This window comes from Methylobacterium sp. WL9 (genome assembly GCF_008040035.1).
Lineage (GTDB): Bacteria > Pseudomonadota > Alphaproteobacteria > Rhizobiales > Beijerinckiaceae > Methylobacterium > Methylobacterium thuringiense.
The window spans coordinates 19,794-39,691 of record NZ_VRVE01000034.1 but is presented as its reverse complement, the minus strand read 5'-3'; the positions used below and the strand labels follow the sequence as shown (position 1 = coordinate 39,691).

The 19,898-nt window shown below is 68.1% G+C and carries 19 protein-coding genes and 1 pseudogene; 15 read left to right on the top strand and 5 right to left on the bottom strand.

Going from position 1 to position 19,898, the window contains the following annotated elements; all coding sequences use genetic code 11:
- Positions 1-548: PD-(D/E)XK nuclease family protein (locus FV217_RS12080; protein ID WP_187272537.1), on the top strand; the 548-nt coding region annotated here is incomplete at its 5' end.
- Positions 549-777: 229 nt separating this feature from the next.
- On the top strand, positions 778-1,008 hold the full coding sequence (locus tag FV217_RS12075; RefSeq protein WP_147817425.1) for a hypothetical protein: 231 nt from the start codon (positions 778-780) through the stop codon (positions 1,006-1,008).
- A gap of 125 nt (positions 1,009-1,133) precedes the next feature.
- Here the strand turns inward: FV217_RS12075 and FV217_RS12070 are convergent, their stop codons facing one another.
- Together FV217_RS12070 and FV217_RS12065 are read right to left on the bottom strand one after the other, a co-directional pair.
- Positions 1,134-2,708, bottom strand: a complete 1,575-nt coding sequence (locus FV217_RS12070) for a DHA2 family efflux MFS transporter permease subunit (protein WP_147817424.1) — start codon at positions 2,706-2,708, stop codon at positions 1,134-1,136.
- 194 nt (positions 2,709-2,902) lie between these two features.
- Positions 2,903-4,132 (bottom strand): HlyD family secretion protein, encoded by a 1,230-nt coding sequence (locus FV217_RS12065; protein ID WP_147817423.1) that lies wholly within the window; start codon positions 4,130-4,132, stop codon positions 2,903-2,905.
- Positions 4,133-4,254: 122 nt separating this feature from the next.
- Here FV217_RS12065 and FV217_RS12060 point away from each other — a divergent pair, with 122 nt between their 5' ends.
- The 5 genes from FV217_RS12060 (at position 4,255) to FV217_RS12040 (ending at position 8,949) form a co-directional block, all read left to right on the top strand.
- Positions 4,255-4,911 (top strand): TetR/AcrR family transcriptional regulator, encoded by a 657-nt coding sequence (locus FV217_RS12060; RefSeq protein WP_147817422.1) that lies wholly within the window; start codon positions 4,255-4,257, stop codon positions 4,909-4,911.
- Positions 4,912-5,072: 161 nt separating this feature from the next.
- A complete protein-coding gene (locus FV217_RS12055) occupies positions 5,073-5,288 on the top strand; it encodes a hypothetical protein (RefSeq protein ID WP_147817421.1) in 216 nt (71 codons plus the stop codon).
- A 211-nt stretch (positions 5,289-5,499) separates the two neighbouring features.
- Complete coding sequence (locus tag FV217_RS12050; protein WP_147817420.1) at positions 5,500-5,856, top strand: hypothetical protein; 357 nt, start codon at positions 5,500-5,502, stop codon at positions 5,854-5,856.
- Positions 5,857-6,068: 212 nt separating this feature from the next.
- A complete protein-coding gene (locus FV217_RS12045; RefSeq protein ID WP_147817432.1) occupies positions 6,069-6,332 on the top strand; it encodes a YARHG domain-containing protein in 264 nt (87 codons plus the stop codon).
- A gap of 487 nt (positions 6,333-6,819) precedes the next feature.
- Positions 6,820-8,949: a sodium-translocating pyrophosphatase gene (locus FV217_RS12040; protein WP_147817419.1), complete on the top strand. Its 2,130-nt coding sequence runs from the start codon at positions 6,820-6,822 to the stop codon at positions 8,947-8,949.
- Between the two features lie 98 nt (positions 8,950-9,047).
- Here FV217_RS12040 and FV217_RS12035 read toward each other — a convergent pair whose 3' ends face one another.
- Positions 9,048-9,287: a hypothetical protein gene (locus FV217_RS12035; protein ID WP_147817418.1), complete on the bottom strand. Its 240-nt coding sequence runs from the start codon at positions 9,285-9,287 to the stop codon at positions 9,048-9,050.
- A 238-nt stretch (positions 9,288-9,525) separates the two neighbouring features.
- On the opposite strand from FV217_RS12035, the gene FV217_RS12030 reads away from it, so the two are divergent.
- Positions 9,526-11,436, top strand: a complete 1,911-nt coding sequence (locus FV217_RS12030; protein WP_147817417.1) for an ABC transporter ATP-binding protein/permease — start codon at positions 9,526-9,528, stop codon at positions 11,434-11,436.
- Positions 11,437-11,534: 98 nt separating this feature from the next.
- Entirely contained in the window at positions 11,535-12,008 is a 474-nt protein-coding gene (locus tag FV217_RS12025) for a hypothetical protein (RefSeq protein ID WP_147817416.1), read from the top strand.
- 46 nt (positions 12,009-12,054) lie between these two features.
- On the opposite strand, the pseudogene FV217_RS12020 reads toward FV217_RS12025, so the two are convergent.
- Positions 12,055-12,756, bottom strand: a pseudogene (locus tag FV217_RS12020) (RibD family protein); the annotation flags it as partial.
- 173 nt (positions 12,757-12,929) lie between these two features.
- On the opposite strand from FV217_RS12020, the gene FV217_RS12015 reads away from it, so the two are divergent.
- From FV217_RS12015 to FV217_RS12000, 4 genes are all read left to right on the top strand, one after another.
- On the top strand, positions 12,930-13,367 hold the full coding sequence (locus tag FV217_RS12015) for a heme-binding protein (protein ID WP_147817414.1): 438 nt from the start codon (positions 12,930-12,932) through the stop codon (positions 13,365-13,367).
- A gap of 128 nt (positions 13,368-13,495) precedes the next feature.
- Entirely contained in the window at positions 13,496-15,094 is a 1,599-nt protein-coding gene (locus FV217_RS12010; protein ID WP_147817413.1) for a peptide ABC transporter substrate-binding protein, read from the top strand.
- 129 nt (positions 15,095-15,223) lie between these two features.
- Positions 15,224-16,147, top strand: a complete 924-nt coding sequence (locus FV217_RS12005) for an ABC transporter permease subunit (RefSeq protein ID WP_147817412.1) — start codon at positions 15,224-15,226, stop codon at positions 16,145-16,147.
- 175 nt (positions 16,148-16,322) lie between these two features.
- Positions 16,323-17,429: an ABC transporter permease subunit gene (locus FV217_RS12000; RefSeq protein WP_147817411.1), complete on the top strand. Its 1,107-nt coding sequence runs from the start codon at positions 16,323-16,325 to the stop codon at positions 17,427-17,429.
- Between the two features lie 18 nt (positions 17,430-17,447).
- Here the strand turns inward: FV217_RS12000 and FV217_RS23420 are convergent, their stop codons facing one another.
- Positions 17,448-17,750: a hypothetical protein gene (locus tag FV217_RS23420; protein WP_238232328.1), complete on the bottom strand. Its 303-nt coding sequence runs from the start codon at positions 17,748-17,750 to the stop codon at positions 17,448-17,450.
- A 117-nt stretch (positions 17,751-17,867) separates the two neighbouring features.
- Between FV217_RS23420 and FV217_RS11990 the strand changes: the two genes are divergently transcribed.
- Positions 17,868-19,346 carry an MFS transporter gene (locus FV217_RS11990; RefSeq protein WP_147817410.1) on the top strand — a complete coding sequence of 493 codons (1,479 nt, stop codon included), beginning with the start codon at positions 17,868-17,870 and terminating at the stop codon, positions 19,344-19,346.
- Positions 19,347-19,541: 195 nt separating this feature from the next.
- Complete coding sequence (locus FV217_RS11985) at positions 19,542-19,883, top strand: hypothetical protein (RefSeq protein WP_147817409.1); 342 nt, start codon at positions 19,542-19,544, stop codon at positions 19,881-19,883.
- The last annotated feature ends 15 nt before the right edge of the window (positions 19,884-19,898 follow it).

Genomic DNA, 19,898 nt, shown 5'->3' with positions numbered 1-19,898 from the left:
CCGGCAGGCGGCAGGCCGCCGCCGAGGCGCGGCAACGCGGCAAGCTGATCCACTCCCTGGTGGAGCACCTGCCGCGGCTGGCGCCGGACAGGCGGACGGACGCCGCCGCCCACTTCGTGGCGGCGCGCGCGCCGTCCATGCCGAAGCCCAAACGGGACGCGCTGGTGGCGGCCTGCCTGCGCCTGTTCGCGGAGCCGGACCTCGCGCCGCTCTTCACCCGGGAGGCCCGGGCCGAGGTGGCGCTCTCGGGCAGCATCGTGCTCGGCGGCGAGGTGCGGCGCGTGTTCGGCCGGGTCGACCGCCTCGCCCTCGACGGCGACCGGGTGCTGGTCTGCGACTTCAAGACCGGCCGCCCGCCGGCCGAGGATGCGCCGCTGCCGGCGGCTGAGGCGGCGCAGATCGCGCTCTATGCAACGCTCCTGCAGACGATCTACCCGGACCGTACCATCGTGCCGATGCTGGTCTGGACCTCCGGGCCGGTGCTGCGCCGGCTCGATCCGGACGAGGTGGCCGCCGCGTTGGCGACCATCGGTTCCGAGGCGGCCTGAGACCCGGCTGCTCGAATTTTCACCGCTGCACGCCGCCCCCCAACGCGTTGAGCGGCAAGGCCTTCGCCTGTCGTCGGCGGCCGTGCCGCCCCTCGAGGATGCAGAGCCGGCTTCGCCTTCTTACGGCCAAGCTGTGGACGACGCTGCGCTCCGGGCGGTAAAAAGGACCGCCTCGGCGAGTCGCCCGGCGCCCCGAACGACGTTCGTTGCAAGCCAGGGGGGATGCCCATTGACCAAGCAGAACATCACCGTGACGGCCCGTGAACGCGACACCCTTCTGGCGGCGTTGCGCTACTATCAGTTCTACCGGATGCAGGGACATCCGTTCGACCCCGAGCAGGATCATCTGATCGACACCATCGCCGAGACGGCCGGCAGCGCCCTCGACGTGGCCGAGATCGACGATCTCTGTGCCGGCCTCAACGGCAACACCCACGCGCTCGAAGCAGCGCGGGCCTAGCGACGGATGGGGCGGCCGACGCCGCCCCGGCCCTGTTCCGTGAGCGTGCAGCTCCGGCATCGTCCGCCGAACCACACCTACCCGCCGCACAGGCCGTTTCGCGCCGAGCCTGCGCTGCCTTTCCCTTAGTGAGAAGCCTGCACGGCGGCCTTCGGCCGGCGGATCAGCGGCGTGGCGCAGGCCATGACGAGGAAGAGCGCGGTGAGGACGAGAAACACGTCCTCGAAGGCCATGACCATGCCCTGGATGCGGACCTGATTGGTCAGGGATTTCAGCGCCATCGCGTCGGCCGCGCTGCCGAACCCGGAAAAGCCCTGGCGGAGGCCGTCGAGCCGCTGGAGCGCGGTGTCGTTCGCCCAGGTCACGCGCTCGTGGAGGCGCGCGAGGTGGAGGTCCCAGCGGTCGTTCAGCAGCGTGTTGATCAGCGCGAGGCCGACCGCGCCGCCGAGGTTCCGGGTGAGGTTGTAGAGGCCCGAGGCGTTCTTCATGCGCTCGGGCGGCAGGGTGCCCAGCGCGATGTTGTTGATCGGGATCATGCACAGCATCAGCGAGCAGCCGCGCAGCACCTGGGGCCAGAGCAGTTCCCAGAAATCCCAGTCCTTGGTCAGCCCGGTGACGATCCAGGTCCCGGCGGCGAAGCCCGAAAAGCCGAGCGCCATCAGGATGCGCGGGTCGACCTTTCCGGAGAAGCGGCCGGCGATGGGGGCGGTGGCGAACATGCACAGCCCCGAGACGAACATCGTCTCGCCGATTTGCAGCGCCGAGTAGCCGCGCACGCGGGCGAGATAGACCGGATAGAGGTAGGTCAGCCCGTAGAGGCCGATGCCCATGATGAAGCTCGCCGCGCAGCCGGCGGCGAAGTTGCGATCGGTGAAGGCGCGCAGCTCCACGATCGGCTGGCGGGCGGTGAAGGCGCGCCAGAAGAACGCCACGCAGCAGAGCATGCCGACGACGGCGCAGACGAGCACCGCCTCGTCCTGCAGCCAGTCGTGGTTCGGGCCTTCTTCGAGCACGTATTCGAGGCAGCCGAGGAAACCGCCCATCACGACGAGGCCGGTCCAGTCGAAATTCTTGATGAGACTCGTGTTCGGCTTGTCGAAATCGACCAGCGCCCAGGTCGAGACCGTGACGAAGATGCCCGGCACGATGTTGATCAGGAACAGCCAGTGCCAGGAGAGCAGGTCTGTCAGGTAGCCGCCCACCGTCGGGCCGATGGTGGGGGCGAGCGTCGCCACGAGGCCGATCATCGGCGAGACGATCGAGCGCTTCGAGGGCGGGAAGATCGTGAAGGCCGAGGCGAAGACCGTCGGGATCATGCCGCCGCCCAGAAACCCCTGGAGGGCGCGCCAGACGATCATCTCGTCGATGGACGAGCTGGTGGCGCACATCGCGCTCATCAGCGTGAAGCCGGCCGCCGAGATCACGAACATCCAGCGCGTCGAGAGCACCCGCGAGAGCGTGCCCGAGAGTGGGATCGCGATGACCTCGGCGATCAGGTAGCTGGTCTGGACCCAGGGGATCTCGTCGCCCGAGGCCGAGAGCCCCGCCTGGATCTCGTTGAGCGAGGCCGAGACGATCTGGATGTCCAGGATCGCCATGAACATCCCGAAGACCATGCACAGGAACGCCACCATGCGGCGGCGGTCGAGGGGCGGTTCGGCCGGGATGGCCGAGGGGGCGACGGCAGCCGTGGCAACCATGTGGGTTATGCCGGTTCCGATTTGTCGGATCGCGTGATGTGTCGCTTCCCTTCCCCCTTGCGGGGAGGGGCTAGGGGTGGGGTAGTTCAGGATCGAACGCAGCGGTGCCTTCTGCACCACCCCCACCTCCAACTCCTCCCCACAAGGGGGAGGAGAGGTGCACGATGCACCGGTGCGACCAATCGGACGCCGTCCTACTCGTGATCGGCAGTCGCAGTCCGCACCGGCGACCGGTCGTCCGGCCCGCGGGTGTCGACCCTGACCGTCACCGACATGCCCGGCCGCAACAGGCCTTCGCTCGCGACGTCGGCCGGTACGTGGACGCGCACGGGCAGGCGCTGGACGATCTTGGTGAAGTTGCCGGTGGCGTTGTCGGTGGGCAGCAGGCTGAACACCGTGCCGGAGGCCGGCGAGAACGACTCGACCTCGCCGGTGATCTTCCTGTCGGGATAGGCGTCGACGAGGATCGTCACCGGCTGGCCCGGCTTCATCTGCGAGACCTGCGTCTCCTTGAAGTTCGCGTCGATGCGCACGCTCTGGAGCGGCACCAGCGCAGCGACGCGGGAGCCCGGCTGGACATAGGCCCCGGCCTCCACCGCCTTGTTGCCGACGACGCCGTCGAAGGGCGCGCGGATCACGGTGAAGTCGAGGTCGCGCCGGGCCCGGTCGACGGCGGTGCGCAATTCGCCCGCGAGGCTTTCGGCCTCCTGCTTCTGGGCGACGAGCACGTCGACATTGGCTTTGGCCGCGAGCACCGCGGCTTGCGCGCCCTTCACCGAGGCGTCGGTGCGGTCGCGGTCGGCCTTGGTCTGGTCGAGCTTGGATTTCGCAACGTAGTCGGCCTGCATCTGCGTGGCGCGGACGTAATCGGCCGCGGCGCGGACGGCGTCGGCCTTCATGCCGTCGACCTGTGCCGCGCTCTGGGCGACCTGGGCCTGGGCCGCCTCGGCCTGGCGGCCGATGCGCGCGATCGTGCTCTCCTGCGTGGCGAGCTTGTCCTGCGCCGCGCGCAAGGCCAGCCGGTAGTCGCCGTCGTCGAGCCGGGCGATCACGTCGCCCTTCTTCACCGACTGGCCGTTCACGATCGGAACCGCATCAAGATAGCCCGAGACCTTGGCCGCGAGCACGGAGATGTCGGCCTGCACGTAGGCGTCGTCCGTCGAGACGAAGAAGCGCCCCAGCGTCCAGTACTGCCAACCCTCGTAGCCGCCCCCGCCGAGCGCGGCCGTGAGCACGGTCAGCAACAGCAGCGTCTTGAGGGGCCGGCGCTTCTTTGCCGGAGGCTCGGCAGGCGCCGAGGCGGGCAGCGCGGCCGTCGGCACGGCAGGCGCGCGGCTTACATCGGGCCGACCCCGCGAAACGCTCTCATCGCTCGGCTCGACGATGGCATCCTCCCGGTGTGCGCCGTCTTCGCGAAGGGACATCGCGGGCTCCGAATTGTCTTGACCGAACCGTTCGGTCGGTAAGCAGGACGCATTGACGCCCGGCGGCTTCACGCTCATAAATACGTTGACCGAACCGTTCGGTCAATAACGAGCATCGAGACATGGCGGCCCCTGCAACGAGCCTCGCGCATCCTACGCAGCGACCGGTTTCCGCATCCTCAACCGCAGAGACCGACAAGCGCCGCCAGATCCTGGAGGGCGCACGCTCGGTGTTCATGGCCGCCGGCTTCGACGGCGCCAGCATGGGCGAGGTCGCCAAGGCGGCGGGCGTCTCCAAGGGCACGCTCTACGTCTATTTCGACAGCAAGGAAGCCCTGTTCGAGGCGCTGACGACGCAGGAGAAGCGCGGACTCGCCGAGGCGCTGTTCCAGCTCGATCCGCAGGACCCGGACGTCCGCGGCGCGCTCACCCGGCTCGGCCAGACCTATCTCACCGAGATCTCGAAGCCAGAGCACGTCTCGGTGATCCGCATGGTGATCGGCGCCACCGAAAAGTTTCCGAGGCTGGGCCAGGCCTTCTTCGAGGCCGGGCCGGCCTGCGGCATCGAGCGGCTCACCGCCTATCTCGACACGCAGGTCGCGGCCGGCCGCTTGCGCAAGTCGGACACCGGGCTCGCCGCCAAGCATTTTCTGCATCTGTGCCAGGCGGGGCTGCTCACCCGTCTGCTGTTCGCGGCCGGAGAGCCGCCGACGGAGGCGGACAAGCAGCATCGGATCGCCGAGGCGGTGCGGGTGTTCCTTGCCGGTTACGGGGTCTGATCAAGCCGGCCTCCATGTGGCCGCCGGGCGACATCGGCCGGCAATCCGCGGCTGCGTCTCCGGCAAAGCTTGCCAGCCGGTGCCGGGGCTCGCAGGGTTCCGGCCTGTTTCGACAGCTCGGCTTTGGCTGGCCGTCCCGATTCCGTGTCTTCGAGGTCCCCATGCGTCGCCTGATGCAGACCGTCGCTCTCGCGCTCGCGGGCGCTGCCGTGTCGGCCTGTGCGCCGCATCCGATCGTCGCCCGCGATCCGGAGCCGCCGCCCTCGCCCGCCGAGGCCTATGATTGCGGCACCACGCGGCTTCCCCTCAACGCCGCGATCTCGAACTGCACGCCGCGCTACCGCGAGGCGCCGACGGTCCTGCGCTCGCGGGGCTAGAGCAGGCTGCGAAAAAGTGGCAACGCTTTTTCGCGCGAAGCCTGCTCTAAACTCTTGAATCGATCACGCTGCGTTTTGATCGGTTCGATCAAAACGCAGCGTGATCGAGAGCCTATGATGCGGGCGGCGCGTTTACCCGGTCTGAGCGTTTCGGCGTCAGGATCGGTCAGCGCGGACCCGATCGACCGCAGCCTGCCGGAGACCTGAGCCCGTGTCGCATCCCAGCCTTCTCGCCGCCGCGGCCCTGATCGGCCTGTCGCTCACCGGCTTCGCCCGCGCCGAGAGCCTGCTCGACCGCGCGAACCGTGCCTCCGCCGTCGGCCCGACCGTCCTGCAGGTCGACCCCGATCGCGGCCGCTTCGTCGGCCGGCCCCTCAGTGCTGTCGTGCCCGGTCCCGGTGAGCGCATCGTCAACGCCGTGCCCGTGCCGCATGTGATGAACGGCGGCGGCTTCGGCCTCTCGGGCGCCGACTACTACAGCGACGCCAGTACCGAGGGCCGCCTCGGCCAGCGCCGGCACGTCAACGAGCAGATCCTGGCACCCGGCCTGCGCGCTCCACTGCGGTGAGCAGTCGAATGGATCGACTCAGTCCTCGGAGTCGATCTCATCGTAGCGACCTTATCTGTGCCGGGCAGAGCAATCTCGGCTCGCGCAGATTGCGAACTTCCCTGAATTTTATAGAGCGCTGACGGCAGCGCTCTATTCAGGCAACCAGCGGCGCTGCATGACTTCGGCCGGGCTGCGATCACGCGGTCCCCATCCCCCGGAGCCCGCCCGTGCTGCGCCTCGCCTTCGCCTGTCTCGCCTCCTGCATCACCCTGTCGCCAGCGCTTGCAGGGTTCCCCTGCGACGAGCTCCGGGCCGAGCGGAACTCGACCTACAAGGACGCCGGCTACTGCTTCAAGACGGCTCAGGCGATCCGCGAATACGGCAATGCCGATTGCCGCTACGACGACATCGCCGACGTGCCCCTCTCGGCCGCCGCCCGCAAGAAGATCGCCGAGATCGTCGCCGACGAGCGCCGAAACGGTTGCGCGCGCTGACCGGACTGCCGTGAATTTTCGCGATCCGACTCCGCGGTGAAAGCTGCGGTTCCTGGAATTATCCTGCGCATTCGTTGCGCCTGCAGATCCCGAGCGTGATGCTGCCGAGCCTTGCGAACGGCTCGGCCGCACGTCGTATCGGCGGATCATCTCTTCGTTGTGGCGCTGAGCCGCCGAAACATCACAGCAACATGACGTCATGACGGCGACCGAGCCGCACAAAATCTCGATCGATTCCAATGTTTCGCCGCCGCAATAAAGTCTGCGCTGCGGCGCACAACAAACTCCGAGACAAATCGAAATTATTCTCAATTTGCGCAGCGCAAAAATAAGTTCTGCGGAAGCGTAACCATCGTTTGCGCTCGACGCTGAAGTTTGGCAATCAATGCCCGCTCTTCGAGGGAGGAGCGTCCTGATCCGAGCAGCCGTCCCATGGCCGCAAAGGCTAAGCTCGGCAAACACGAACGATAAGCTCAAGGACGAACGCATGACCGCATTGCTGCTGATCATCCTAGGCGGGCTCTGCGCCGTCGCCTACGGGATCGTCACGATCCGAGACGTGATGAAACGCGACGCCGGCACCGCCCGCATGCAGGAAATCGCCGGTGCGATCGCCGAAGGCGCCCAGGCCTATCTCAAGCGCCAATACGCGACGATCGGCATCGTCGGCATCGTCCTCTTCGTGGCGCTCGCCTATTTCCTCGGCATCAAGGTCGCCATCGGCTTCCTGATCGGCGCGGTGCTCTCGGGCGCGGCCGGCTTCATCGGCATGAACGTCTCGGTGCGCGCCAACGTCCGCACCGCCCAGGCCGCGACGACGTCGCTCGGCGGCGGCCTCGACGTGGCCTTCAAGTCGGGCGCCGTCACCGGCATGCTGGTCGCCGGCCTCGCGCTTCTCGGGGTCGCGATCTACTACACCTACCTCACCCGCGGCGCCGGCCTCGCGCCCGCCAGCCGCGAGGTCATCGACGCCCTGGTGGCCCTCGGCTTCGGCGCCTCGCTGATCTCGATCTTCGCCCGCCTCGGCGGCGGCATCTTCACCAAGGGCGCCGATGTCGGCGGCGATCTCGTCGGCAAGGTCGAAGCCGGAATTCCCGAAGACGACCCGCGCAACCCCGCCACCATCGCCGACAACGTCGGCGACAACGTCGGCGATTGCGCCGGCATGGCCGCCGACCTGTTCGAGACCTATGCCGTAACCGTCGTCGCCACGATGGTGCTCGCCGCGATCTTCTTCGCCGGTCAGCCCATCCTCGAAGCGATGATGCTCTACCCGCTCGCCATCGGATCGGCCTGCATCCTCACCTCGATCGCCGGCACCTACGCGGTGAAGCTCGGCGCCAACCAGTCGATCATGGGCGCGCTCTACAAGGGCCTGATCACCGCGGGCGTGCTCTCCATCGGCGCCATCGCCATCGTGAACTTCGCCCTGTTCGGCGGGTTCGGCACCACCTTCAAGACGAGCACCGGTGTGACCTTCACCTCGGGCGGCCTGTTCGGCTGCGCGGTGATCGGGCTGGCCATCACGGCGCTGATCGTGGTGATCACCGAGTACTACACCGGCACGAACTTCCGCCCGGTGAAGTCGATCGCGCAATCCTCCGTCACCGGCCACGGCACCAACGTGATCCAGGGCCTGGCGATCTCGCTGGAATCCACGGCGCTGCCCGCGCTGGTGATCGTGGCTGGCATCATCTCGACCTACGCGCTCGGCGGCCTGTTCGGCATCGCCATTGCGGTGACCGCGATGTTGGCGCTCGCCGGCTTCATCGTCGCGCTCGACGCCTTCGGCCCCGTGACCGACAATGCCGGCGGCATCGCCGAGATGGCCGGTCTCCCCGCGGACGTGCGCAAGGCTACCGACGCCCTCGACGCGGTCGGCAACACCACCAAGGCCGTCACCAAGGGCTACGCGATCGGCTCCGCCGGCCTCGGCGCGCTGGTGCTGTTCGCCGCCTACACCTCGGACCTGAACTACTTCATCGCCAATGCCAGCGACACGCAGTACCGGTTCTTCCGGGGCGTCACCGTCGATTTCTCGCTCTCGAACCCCTACGTCGTCGTCGGCCTGCTGCTCGGCGGCCTGATCCCGTTCCTGTTCGCGGGCATGGCGATGACCGCCGTCGGCCGTGCCGCCGGCGCGGTGGTGGAAGAGGTCCGCCGGCAGTTCCGCGAAAAGCCCGGCATCATGAAGGGCACCGACCGTCCCGATTACGGCCGGGCCGTCGACATGCTGACCCGCGCTGCGATCAAGGAGATGATCGTCCCCTCGCTGCTGCCGGTGCTCTCGCCGATCGTGCTGTTCTTCGTGATCCAGGCCATCGCCGGCAAGAACGAGGCCTTCGCCACGGTCGGAGCCTCGCTCCTCGGCGTGATCCTGACAGGACTCTACGTCGCGATCTCGATGACCTCGGGCGGCGGTGCCTGGGACAACGCCAAGAAGTACATCGAGGACGGCCATCACGGCGGCAAGGGCTCCGACGCCCACAAGGCGGCCGTCACCGGCGACACCGTCGGCGACCCCTACAAGGACACGGCCGGCCCCGCCGTGAACCCGGCGATCAAGATCACCAACATCATCGCCCTGCTGCTGCTCGCGATCCTGGCCCACCAGTAGCCCGCGCCGATCCGGCCCGACGAAAAAACCCGCCCCGGAGCATCCGGGGCGGGTTTTTTCATGTGGGTCCGGGAATCGCGGCCCGAACGCGCAAAAAATCAGTCGCAGGTCTCTTTCTTGACGGTCTTGGTGTCGCCTTCGTCGTTCTCGGTGCGGACCGTTTTCGAGACGCAGCCGTCGCCGTGATCCTTCACGGTGACGGACTTCGACTCGGTCGAGGGCCGGTCGACCACGACGGTGTCGGGCGCGTTGCGCTCGATCACGGTGGTCTGCGCCTGGGCGGCCGAGACCCCGAACAGGGTCAGGGCGGCCGCGGTGGCGATCAAGGACTTGCGCATCGTTTCCTCCGGTGGAGATGAGTTGCGCAGGAAACGGCGTGCCGACCTGAACCGTTCCGGCGCAAGCACCGGGCGGTCTGCGCTGAAACCGCGGTTCGCGCCGCCGACGGCTGCTCGGCGCCGCGGCGAGCCCGACGATCGACTTAAGGTGCGGATCGCGCCTTCCCGGCGACGAGGAGATGCGCTGCAGCATCCCTGCCCCTATATGGCGGGATCATCCCGCAAGAAGTTTTTCCGCATGACATCCTCGCCCGCCCCCGCGGCGGAGGGCGCGCCGCAGCGTCCCGGCCTCCTGGCCACTTACAAGAAGCTCTGGCCCCATCTCTGGCCGGCTGGCCGGCCCGATCTGCAGCGCCGGATCTTCTTCGCCTTCGGCCTGATCCTCGTCGTGAAGAGCATGACGATGGTGATGCCGTTCACCTTCAAATGGGCGACGGACGCCCTCGTGGCCGTGATCGGCGCGGGCAAGGAGGGCGCGCACGCCGAAGCAATTCCGACCGGAATCTGGGCGATCCCGGCAGCGATGATCGCCCTCTACGGGTTCTCGCGCATCGCCATGGCGGCGCTGACGCAGATCCGCGACGGCGTCTTCGCCAAGGTGGCGATGCATGCCGTGCGACGGCTGGCGCTCCGCACCTTCGCGCACATGCACCGGCTGTCGCTCCGCTTCCACCTCGAACGGAAAACCGGCGGCCTCACCCGCGTGCTGGAGCGCGGACGCTCGGGCATCGAGGAACTGTCGCGACTGATGGTGCTGACGCTGGTGCCGACGATCATCGAGCTGGCACTGGTGCTCGGCCTGCTCACCTGGGAGTTCAACTGGCACTATTCGGCGATCGTCGCCGTCACCATCGCCGCCTATCTCGGCTACACCTGGAAGGCGACGGAGTGGCGGATCGCGATCCGCAAGCGGATGAACGCGTCGGACACCGACGCCAATTCCAAGGCCGTCGACTCGCTCCTGAACTACGAGACCGTGAAGTATTTCGGCGCCGAGGCCCGCGAGACCGAACGCTACGACGGCTCGATGGCGAAGTACGAAAAGGCCTCGACGCAGACCTATGTCTCCCTCGCCGTGCTCAATGCCGGCCAGGCGGTGATCTTTACCCTCGGCATGACCTGCGTGATGTGGCTGGCCGCCACCGACATCATGGCCGGACGCGCCACCATCGGCGGCTTCGTGCTCGTCAACACGATGCTGGTTCAGCTCGCGATGCCGCTCAACTTCATGGGCATGATCTACCGCGAGATCAAACAGGCGCTGATCGACATCGACGACATGTTCCGGATCCTCGACCAGAACCCCGAGATCGCGGACAAGCCGGGTGCCGCCCCCCTCCGGGCCACGCGCGGGAGCGTGCGCTTCGAGGATGTGCGCTTCGCCTATATCCCGACCCGGCCGATCCTGAAGGGCGTGTCCTTCGAGGTGCCGGCCGGACAGACGGTTGCCATCGTCGGCCCCTCGGGCGCCGGCAAGTCGACCCTGTCGCGCCTGCTCTTCCGGTTCTACGAGCCGCAGGGCGGACGCATCCTGATCGACGGCCAGGACATCTCCGCGATCCGGCAGGATTCCCTGCGCGCCGCCATCGGCATGGTCCCGCAGGACACCGTGCTGTTCAACGACACCATCGGCTACAATATCCGCTACGGGCGCTGGGAGGCCACGGAGGCGGAAGTCCGCGAGGCTGCCCGCTCGGCCCAGATCGACCGCTTCATCGAGAGCCTGCCCGAGGGCTACGACACGCCGGTGGGCGAGCGCGGGCTGAAGCTCTCGGGCGGCGAGAAGCAGCGCGTCGCCATCGCCCGCACCATCCTGAAAGGGCCGCCGATCCTCGTCCTCGACGAGGCGACCTCGGCGCTGGACAGCTTCACCGAGCGCGACATCCAGACGGCCCTCGACCGGGTCTCCGAGGGGCGCACCACCCTGGTCATCGCCCACCGGCTCTCGACGGTCGTCAACGCCGACGCGATCCTGGTGCTCGACCACGGCCGCATCGTCGAGCGCGGCGACCACGTCACCCTACTCGCCCGCAACGGCGTCTATGCCGCCCTGTGGAACCGCCAGCGGCAGGAGGATGCGGCGCGCGAGGTCCTGGCCCGGGTGGAGGACGACGCGGAGGTGCGTGAACTCGAGGTTGCGGCCCCTTAACCATCTTCGGCGTATCGAAGACCCGGCGGTGTCTCGCAGAAGACCGCCGGGAGATCGCCAGCGTGATCCAGCGGCTCGTCGTTTCTTTCGCTTGCGTCTTGCTTTGTCTGGGCACCCTCGGAGCCGAGGCCGCGCCGCGCACGCGCATCGTCAAGGACGACGCGGCGGCCAGGATCGTCGTCTACGATTCGCTCTGCGATGAAGACAATTCGCTCGAATGCCTGATCGCCGAGATCGGCTGCGCCGGTCCGGGCGATTTCGTCGCCACGATCCATAACCTCGACGCCAAGCAGGCCGCCGCCGTCTTCGCCAAGGCGAACGGCAAGGGCAGCGTCGCGGCCGGCGGCGTGAGCTTCGGCCTGCAAGTCTCCAAGGTCGCGCTCTCCGACTACACCTTCAACTGGGACGTCACCGCGGTCGCGCTTGAGAAGGGCGGCGAGGTCTGGAAGGCGATCTGGGGGGCGGGCGAGGTTGTGCTGCAGGCGGGGCCGAAGACGGCGAGGCTCCAGCGCGGCGACGTCGGCGAGGAGGCGTTTCGCGAGGTGGTGCAGACCTGCCTGGCGGGGCAGTGACGGACGGACCGTCCCGGTCGACGCTTCCAGCCGTTTCGCCTCTTCCCTATGCCTCGACGGCACCTATCGCGTAGCGCAGCCAGACCGTCCCGCCGTCCAATTGCTCGCAGCCCGTCAACGTCAGCCGCCGGCGCGAGGCCAAGGTCTCGTCCTCGCTGCCCTCGACATCGAAGATGGCGGGCGTGCCGATCAGCCCATCGACGGCCGGCGCGACGAGAAGGCTCAGCTCGTCCACGACGCCCGCCTTCAGCATCGAACCGTTGATGCGGCCGCCGCCCTCCACCAGCAGCCGTGCGATGCCGAAATGCTGCCGCAGCTTCCGCAGCGCCAGCGGGAAATCGACGGTCGTTTCGCCGGCTATGATGTAGGATTGGCCCCCGGCCCGGAGCCGCCGCAGGTGGTCGTCCGGCACCGTGGCCGTGAGCACCACGACGACGTGGTCGCCTTCGATGTCGTTGCGGGCGCCCCAGTCGAGACGGCCGCGTGCGTCGAGCGCGATGGCATAGCCCGAGGCGCCGGTCTTCGCGATGTGGTCGCCACCGTCGATCGGCTCGGAGCTGTCCGGCTCCTTGGCCAGCGGCTTCGCGCTGTCGGCATAGCCCTGCATGGTGATGCGGCCGCACATCCAGGCGTCGCCATCGAGGCGCTTGTGGATCGTCTCGTAGTGGTCGTCGGCGTCCAGCGTCGTCCAGCGCCGCGTCTTGATGCGGCCGTCCACCGAACTCGTCATGTGACAGGTGACGTGGGGGGCGCTCGCCGGTCGGGTCGGTCGTAGCCATGATCGTCTCTTGGTGTTCGGAGCGGGATCGGGACGAGACGTAGATTGCGCACATGCCCTGGCCAGGGGAGGGCGCGTGTTTGCAACCCTGCCCATCCAGGCTATCGACGGAGCCCTCTCCCCGCACCGATCGAGGAAGCCCGATGTCCGACCTGACGCTCGCCGCGGCGCAGACCCTCGTCGCCACCGCCCTGCAGACGGCGCGCGAGCGCGACCTGAAGCCGCTCTGCGTCGTGGTCTACGATGCGCGCGGCGCCCTCAAGAGCTTGGCGGCCGAGGACGGTACTTCGCTGCGCCGGGCCGAGATCGCGCGCGGCAAGGCCAACGGCGCGCTGGCGCTCGGCCTCGGCTCCCGGGCGATCGCCAAGCGAGCGCAGGAGCAGCCGGAATTCGTCGCCGCCGTGAGCCATCTCGTCGGGCCGGACGCGCTGGTGCCGGTGCCGGGCGGCGTGCTGATCCGTGGTTCCGACGGCCGCCTGCTCGGCGCGGTCGGCATCTCCGGCGATACCTCGGACAATGACGAGATCTGCGCCGTCGCCGGCATCGAGGCTGCCGGCTTTCGCGCGGAGACTGGGGCCTGACGTATGCCACATCCGTCATTGCGAGCCGGAGGCGAAGCAATCCAGGGCCGCACCCGCAAAGTCGGCGCGTTGGCCCTGGATTGCTTCGCTGCGCTCGCAATGACGGGTGAGGCACGAGCCACCCGCTCATGACGATCGCCCGGCGCTCCTGGCTCAAGGGCAGTGCGGCGCTGGGGCTCGGCCTGTCCCTCATCCAACCTGCGCGGGCAGATACCAAGAACTACAGGCGCGGCAACGATGCCGATCCGGAGACGCTCGATCCGCACAAGACCTCGACGGTGGCCGAGGCCCATATCCTGCGCGATCTCTACGAGGGCTTGCTCACCTACGACAACTTCGGAAAGATCATCCCCGGTGCGGCCGAGAGCTGGACCGTCTCCGGCGACCGCCTGACCTACACGTTCACGCTGCGTGCCGACGGGCGCTGGTCGAACGGCGATGCGGTCACGGCCGAGGATTTCGTGTTCGGCCTGCGCCGCATCCTCGATCCGAAGACGGCGGCGAAATACGCCGAGGTGCTCTATCCGATCCGGGGCGCCGCCGCATTGAACCGGGGGGAGGCGGCACCGGACACGCTCGGTGTGACCGCGCCCGATTCGCGAACCGTAGTGATCGCGCTCGCCGAGCCGGTGCCCTACCTGCTCGAACTCCTGACCCACCAGACTTCTCTGCCGGTGCACCGGCCTTCGATCGCGCAATACGGTGACGCCTTCACCCGGCCGGGCCGGCTCGTCTCGAACGGTCCCTACGCCCTCGTCGACATGGTGCCGAACGACCGCATCACCCTGACCAAGAACCCGCATTTCCGCGATGCCGCCGCGATCCCGATCGAGACCGTGGCCTTCATCCCGACGCCGGATCTCTCGGCCGCCGTGAGGCGCTACGCGGCCGGCGAAATCGACTCGTTGTCGGACCTGCCGGCCGACCAGATGGTCTCGCTGCGCCGCCGCTTCGGCGATCAGGTCCAGCTCAGCCCGGTGCTTGGCCTCATGGCCATTGCCGTGAACGTGCGGAAAAAGCCGTTCGACGATGTGAGGGTACGTCGCGCCCTGTCCCTGGTGATCGACCGCGAATTCCTGGCGCAGGCCGTCTGGGGCGAGACCATGGGGCCGGCCTATTCGCTCTGCCCGCCCGGCCTCGACAACTATCGCGATCCGCCGGAGCTTCCGGGCCGCGAGATCCTGCCGATCGACCGCGAGGAGCAGGCGCGGGCGCTGCTGTCCGAGGCCGGCTACGGACCGGGCAAGACACCTCTGACCGTCGAGTACCGCTTCAACACCACCGACAACAACCGGAACACAGCGGTGGCGCTCGCCGACATGTGGCGCGGTCTCGGCATCGCGACGCGCCTCGTCAACACGGATGCCAAAACGCACTTCGCCTATCTGCGCGACGGCGGCGATTTCGATCTCGCGCGCTACTCCTGGTACGCCGACTATGCCGACCCGCAGAATTTTCTGTTTCTTCTGAAAACAGGAAACGACGGATTCAACACGGGGAAGTGGTCGAGCCCGGCCTTCGACGGGCTGCTGGAGCAGGCCGCCTCCGAGCGCGACGTGGCGAAGCGTGCCGGCCTGCTGTTCGAGGCCGAGAGCATCGTGGTGAACGAACTGCCCTGGATTCCCGTGCTGCATTTTCGCTCGAAGGCGCTGGTCTCGCCCCGCCTGCACGGGATCCACCCGAACCTGCGCAACGTCGCGCCGACGCGCTTCCTGGCGTTGTCGTAGGGAGAGTGCGATGCCGCCCATCGTCACTGCGAGTGCAGCGAAGCAATCCAGGGCCGCATACCCGACGTCGACGCGTCGGCCCTGGATTGCTTCGCCTTCGGCTCGCAACGACGGCCAGGGTGTCAGCCCGTGATCGGCTACGCGCTCCGCCGGCTGCTCCAGGCGATCCCGACACTCTTCGTCGTGGTGACGCTGAGCTTCTTCCTGATCCGGCTCGCGCCCGGCGGTCCGTTCGATCTGGAGCGGCCGCTGCCGCCGGCAGCGATGGAGAACCTGAAGCGGCTCTACGGGCTCGATCAGCCGCTGATCGTGCAGTACGGCCGTTACCTACTCTCGCTGGCCAAAGGTGATCTCGGGCCGTCCTTCTCGTTCCGCGACCTCACCGTGAACGACCTGTTTGCCCGAGGCCTGCCGGTCTCGGCGACGCTTGGCTCGCTCGCACTCGGGCTGGCCCTGCTGCTGGGCCTCGGCCTCGGCACCCTCGCCGCCTTCCGGCGCGGAAAAATGACGGACCGCCTTGTCGGCATCGGAGCGTCCCTCGGCCTAGCGGTGCCGACCTTCGTCACGGCACCGCTGCTGCAGATCGTGTTCGGGCTCGGCCTCGCCTGGCTGCCTGTCGGCGACTGGGACGGCGGAAGCCCGACGCATCTGGTCCTGCCGGTGATCACCCTGGCCCTGCCGCAGATCGCCGCCATCGCCCGGCTCACGCGCTCGGCCCTGAACGAAGTGCTGGCGCAGCCGCATATCCGGACGCTACGCGCCATGGGCCTTCCACCCTGGCGCGTCGCCCTGCAGGCCCTGCGCGGGGCGCTGCTGCCGGTGCTCTCGACCCTCGGCCCCGTGGCAGCGGCCCTGCTCACGGGCTCGGTCATCGTCGAGACGATTTTCGGGCTGCCGGGGATCGGGCGCTACTTCGTCGATGGTGCGCTCAACCGGGACTATACGCTGGTGATGGGGACCGTGGTTCTGGTCGCAGTGATGGTGGTTGCGTTCAATCTCCTCGCGGATCTGCTGGCGGCTGTCGTGGACCCGCGCTTGAGGTTAGGGGCGTAATGCGCGCGGGGGCGGCCATTCAAACAGATCCCCTCATCCTGAGGTGCTGCAGCGAGCCTCGCGATCTCTGGAGCCCTCCTTCGAGGCCCGCTGGGCGGGCACCTCAGGATGAGGGAGAGGGTAGGGGAATTCGTGGCCGCAGCCGCCGATGTTTCACGTGGAACATCCCGGCCCGATGAGCGCCCCCGCTCGCGCAACATCGCTGGCCGCCCTCGCCCGCCGACGCCTGGTCCGCAATCGCCCAGCCTTCGCCGCGCTCGTCATGCTCGTCGCGGTCGCCCTCGCCTGCCTGATCGGGCCGCTTCTGACGGGCCATACGCCAGAACGGATCTACCCGGACCTCGTCCGCACGGCGCCCGGCCTCGCGGCCCATCCGCGCCCGGAGACGGTCCGGCCGGCGATCGATCGGTTGGCCTTCCGCATGCGCCTCGCCGTCGCGGATTTTTCGGAGCGGGACGGCACCGTCCGCCTGACCCTCACATCCGACAAGAGAATCGACGAGCGCAGCCTGAGCTACCTGCCCCGCTCGGATCTCTTCGGCCCGCCGACCATCCTGGAGCGCGCGGAGGACGGCCGCCGCCTCGTCGTCGAGGTGCGGATCCAACAACTGCACTTCCTGCTCGGCACCGACGTGCTCGGGCGCGACCTCCTCACCCGTTGCCTCGTGGCGGGGCGGATCTCGCTGCTGATCGGGTTGACGGCGACCCTCGTCGCGCTGCTCGTCGGCGTCACCTACGGCGCGGTCTCGGGGATGCTCGGCGGAGCGGTCGATGCGCTGATGATGCGGGTGGTCGACATCCTCTACGCCCTGCCCTTCGTCTTCTTCGTGATCGTGCTGCTGGTGTTCTTTCGCGCCGGGCTCTGGCTGGTTCTGGTGGCGGTGGCCGCTGTGGAGTGGCTCGACATGGCCCGCATCGTCCGCACCCAGACCCTGAGCCTCAAGAGCCGCGATTTCGTCCGTGCGGCGCAGGCGCTGGGCCTGACCACCCCGGCCATCCTCTCCCGTCACATCGTCCCGAACACGCTGGGGCCGATCGTGGTGGCCGCGACGCTTCTGGTGCCGCGGGTGATCCTCTTGGAGAGCTTTCTGTCGTTCCTCGGCCTCGGCGTGCAGGAGCCGGCGACATCATGGGGCGTGCTAATCGCGGAGGGCTCACGGGCGCTCGAATCCGCACCATGGATGCTGGCCGCGCCGGCCGGCTTCCTCGTCGTCAGTCTCGTGAGCCTGAACCTGCTCGGCGATGGGCTCGCCGACGCCCTCGATCCGAGGCTCGATGGATGATGGATCACCGACAGTGATCTATCGAACCGGGCTGAGCGCTTCGGCCGTCATGTAGCCCTGGTAGATCACTCGCACCGTGCGCCTTTCCGTCGGGAGATCCGACAGCGCGATCGTCTTGGAGCCCGGTCCCTGCGTCGGGGTCGCAGCGGCGGTGACCCGGGTCGGGCGCAGCGCCCAGCGTTCGGCGCCAGCGAGGTCGACGATCCCGCGATCGCGGCCGAGGGTACCGTCGGCGGCCTTGGGAGGGGCGGCGGTGAGCCCGAGGGCGCCGGTGAAGCCGGCGGCCAGGAACAGAGTCGTGATGCGAAGGGTGGCTGACATGGTGGCTGGCCCGTGAGACGAGCCATTGAGCCGTTACGCGTCTTTCCGAGCCGATGAGTCCGAAACGATTCGTGGCGCGTTCCCACAGTTGTCTTGAAGCGAAGTTAACGAGGCGTCATGGCGAGCAAGGTCGAGGGCCAATCCGGGGCGAGCGCGCCGGAGCGTGTGCCGATGGGCACCGTGATCGACACCGACATCGCCGCCCGCCTCGACCGATTGCCCTGGGGCCGCTTCCACGTCCTCGTCATCGTCGCGCTCGGCATCACCTGGGTGCTCGACGGGCTCGAGGTGACGCTGGCCGGCTCGCTCGTCGGGGCGCTGCGCAAGGCGCCGATGTCCTTTTCGGAGTTCGACGTCGGACTCGCGGCGAGTTCCTACCTCGTCGGCGCGGTCGTCGGCGCCCTCGGTTTCGGCTGGCTCACCGACCGCATCGGCCGGAAGAAGCTCTTTTTCATCACGCTGGCGCTCTACCTCGTGGCGACGGCGGCCTCCGGCCTGTCCTGGGACATCTGGAGCTTCTGTGTGTTCCGCTTCCTCACGGGGGCGGGCATCGGCGGCGAGTACACCGCGATCAACTCGACGATCCAGGAGCTGGTGCCGGCCCGCGTGCGCGGCTGGACCGACCTCGTCATCAACGGCTCGTTCTGGATCGGCGCGGCGCTCGGCGCCTTCCTTTCCATCGCCGTGCTCACGCCCGAATGGGTCGATCCGGTCTATGGCTGGCGCATCGCCTTCTTCGTCGGCGGCGGCATCGGCCTCGTGATCCTGTTCCTGCGCAACTGGATTCCCGAGAGCCCGCGCTGGCTCGCCACCCATGGCTATACGGCCGAGGCCGACCGCGTGGTGTCGGGCATCGAGAAGCGTTTTACGGATGAAGGCATCACGCTTCCGCCGGTCGATCCGGCGAAGCGCATGAAGGTGAAGACGCGCAGCCACACGCCGCTGTCCGAAGTCGCGAACGCCATGCTGGTGACGAGCCGCACGCAGACCTTCGTCGGCCTCGCCCTGATGATCGCGCAGGCCTTCTTCTACAACGCCCTGTTCTTCACCTACGCCCTGGTGCTGGAGCGCTTCTACGGCGTGCCGGGGGACAAGGTCGGCTGGTACCTGCTGCCCTTCGCGCTCGGCTCGTTCATGGGTCCGCTGCTGCTCGGGCGCCTGTTCGACACCGTGGGGCGGCGCCCGATGATCGCCTTCACCTACGGCATCTCGGCCGTACTGCTCGCCGTCGCGGGCTACCTGTTCAAGATCGAGGTGTTCGGGCCCGTCGGCCAGACGGCGGTCTGGATGGTGGTGTTCTTCTTCGCGTCGGCGGCGGCGAGTTCGGCCTACCTCACCGTGGCCGAGACCTTCCCGCTGGAGATCCGGGCACTCGCCATCGCGGCCTTCTACGCCATCGGCACCGGCATCGGCGGCGTGTCCGGCCCGCTGCTGTTCGGCGCGCTGGTGGAGAGCGGATCCCGCGATTGGGTGCTGTTCGGCTATCTCATCGGTGCCGCGCTGATGGCGGTCGCTTCCGTCGTCGGCTGGATCTGGGGGACGGCGGCCGAGGGCCGGTCGCTGGAGGATGTGTCGAAGCCGCTCGCTGCGGCCTAGCGGCCTGAGCGGGAGGCATGCACCAGGTGCGGTTGTGCACGTGGTATGACGCTGAGATATGCGTTCCGTGTATTTGTGCGCTGCAAAATTTCGGTCTTCGCAGCGCACCATCCGGGCCGCATATTCCGGTCTCCCGGTGCAACCGGCTTCCGTTCGGGCACTCCCGGCGGGCAGTAACCGCACAGGTCACGTCACATGCGCACGCTTTCCCTCGCCCTCGCCTCCGCCGCCATCCTGGTCGCCACCGCCGCTACGGCCGCCGACTGGAAGCCGGCCACGCCGAAGGCGATCCACCTCGGCACCTTCCGCGGCACCGCCTATTACACCGCCGAGAAGGACGGCTTTCACGTCGTCGCCACGGTCGCGGTCGTGAACTCCCTCGCCGACCAGCCGCACGTCATCCGGCTCTCGACGACCCTCAAGGGCGACCAGACGGTGCACCTTTCCGTGCCCGGCACCCTCGGCGCCGACGGCAGCGAGGCGACCATCGCCTTCCAGCGCCGCGGCGATCTCGTCGAAGTCGCCTCGGCCGAGTGATCGTCTCGCGCATCG

Bases quoted from the DNA above. Each gene is read 5' to 3' on its own strand.
- FV217_RS12070 (WP_147817424.1), bottom strand. From the start codon at position 2,708: ATGGTTGCCACGGCTGCCGTCGCCCCCTCGGCCATCCCGGCCGAACCG.
- FV217_RS12065 (WP_147817423.1), bottom strand. From the start codon at position 4,132: ATGTCCCTTCGCGAAGACGGCGCACACCGGGAGGATGCCATCGTCGAG.
- FV217_RS12060 (WP_147817422.1), top strand. From the start codon at position 4,255: ATGGCGGCCCCTGCAACGAGCCTCGCGCATCCTACGCAGCGACCGGTT.
- FV217_RS12055 (WP_147817421.1), top strand. From the start codon at position 5,073: ATGCGTCGCCTGATGCAGACCGTCGCTCTCGCGCTCGCGGGCGCTGCC.
- FV217_RS12040 (WP_147817419.1), top strand. From the start codon at position 6,820: ATGACCGCATTGCTGCTGATCATCCTAGGCGGGCTCTGCGCCGTCGCC.
- FV217_RS12035 (WP_147817418.1), bottom strand. From the start codon at position 9,287: ATGCGCAAGTCCTTGATCGCCACCGCGGCCGCCCTGACCCTGTTCGGG.
- FV217_RS12030 (WP_147817417.1), top strand. From the start codon at position 9,526: ATGACATCCTCGCCCGCCCCCGCGGCGGAGGGCGCGCCGCAGCGTCCC.
- FV217_RS12015 (WP_147817414.1), top strand. From the start codon at position 12,930: ATGTCCGACCTGACGCTCGCCGCGGCGCAGACCCTCGTCGCCACCGCC.
- FV217_RS12010 (WP_147817413.1), top strand. From the start codon at position 13,496: ATGACGATCGCCCGGCGCTCCTGGCTCAAGGGCAGTGCGGCGCTGGGG.
- FV217_RS12000 (WP_147817411.1), top strand. From the start codon at position 16,323: ATGAGCGCCCCCGCTCGCGCAACATCGCTGGCCGCCCTCGCCCGCCGA.
- FV217_RS23420 (WP_238232328.1), bottom strand. From the start codon at position 17,750: ATGTCAGCCACCCTTCGCATCACGACTCTGTTCCTGGCCGCCGGCTTC.
- FV217_RS11990 (WP_147817410.1), top strand. From the start codon at position 17,868: ATGGCGAGCAAGGTCGAGGGCCAATCCGGGGCGAGCGCGCCGGAGCGT.
- FV217_RS11985 (WP_147817409.1), top strand. From the start codon at position 19,542: ATGCGCACGCTTTCCCTCGCCCTCGCCTCCGCCGCCATCCTGGTCGCC.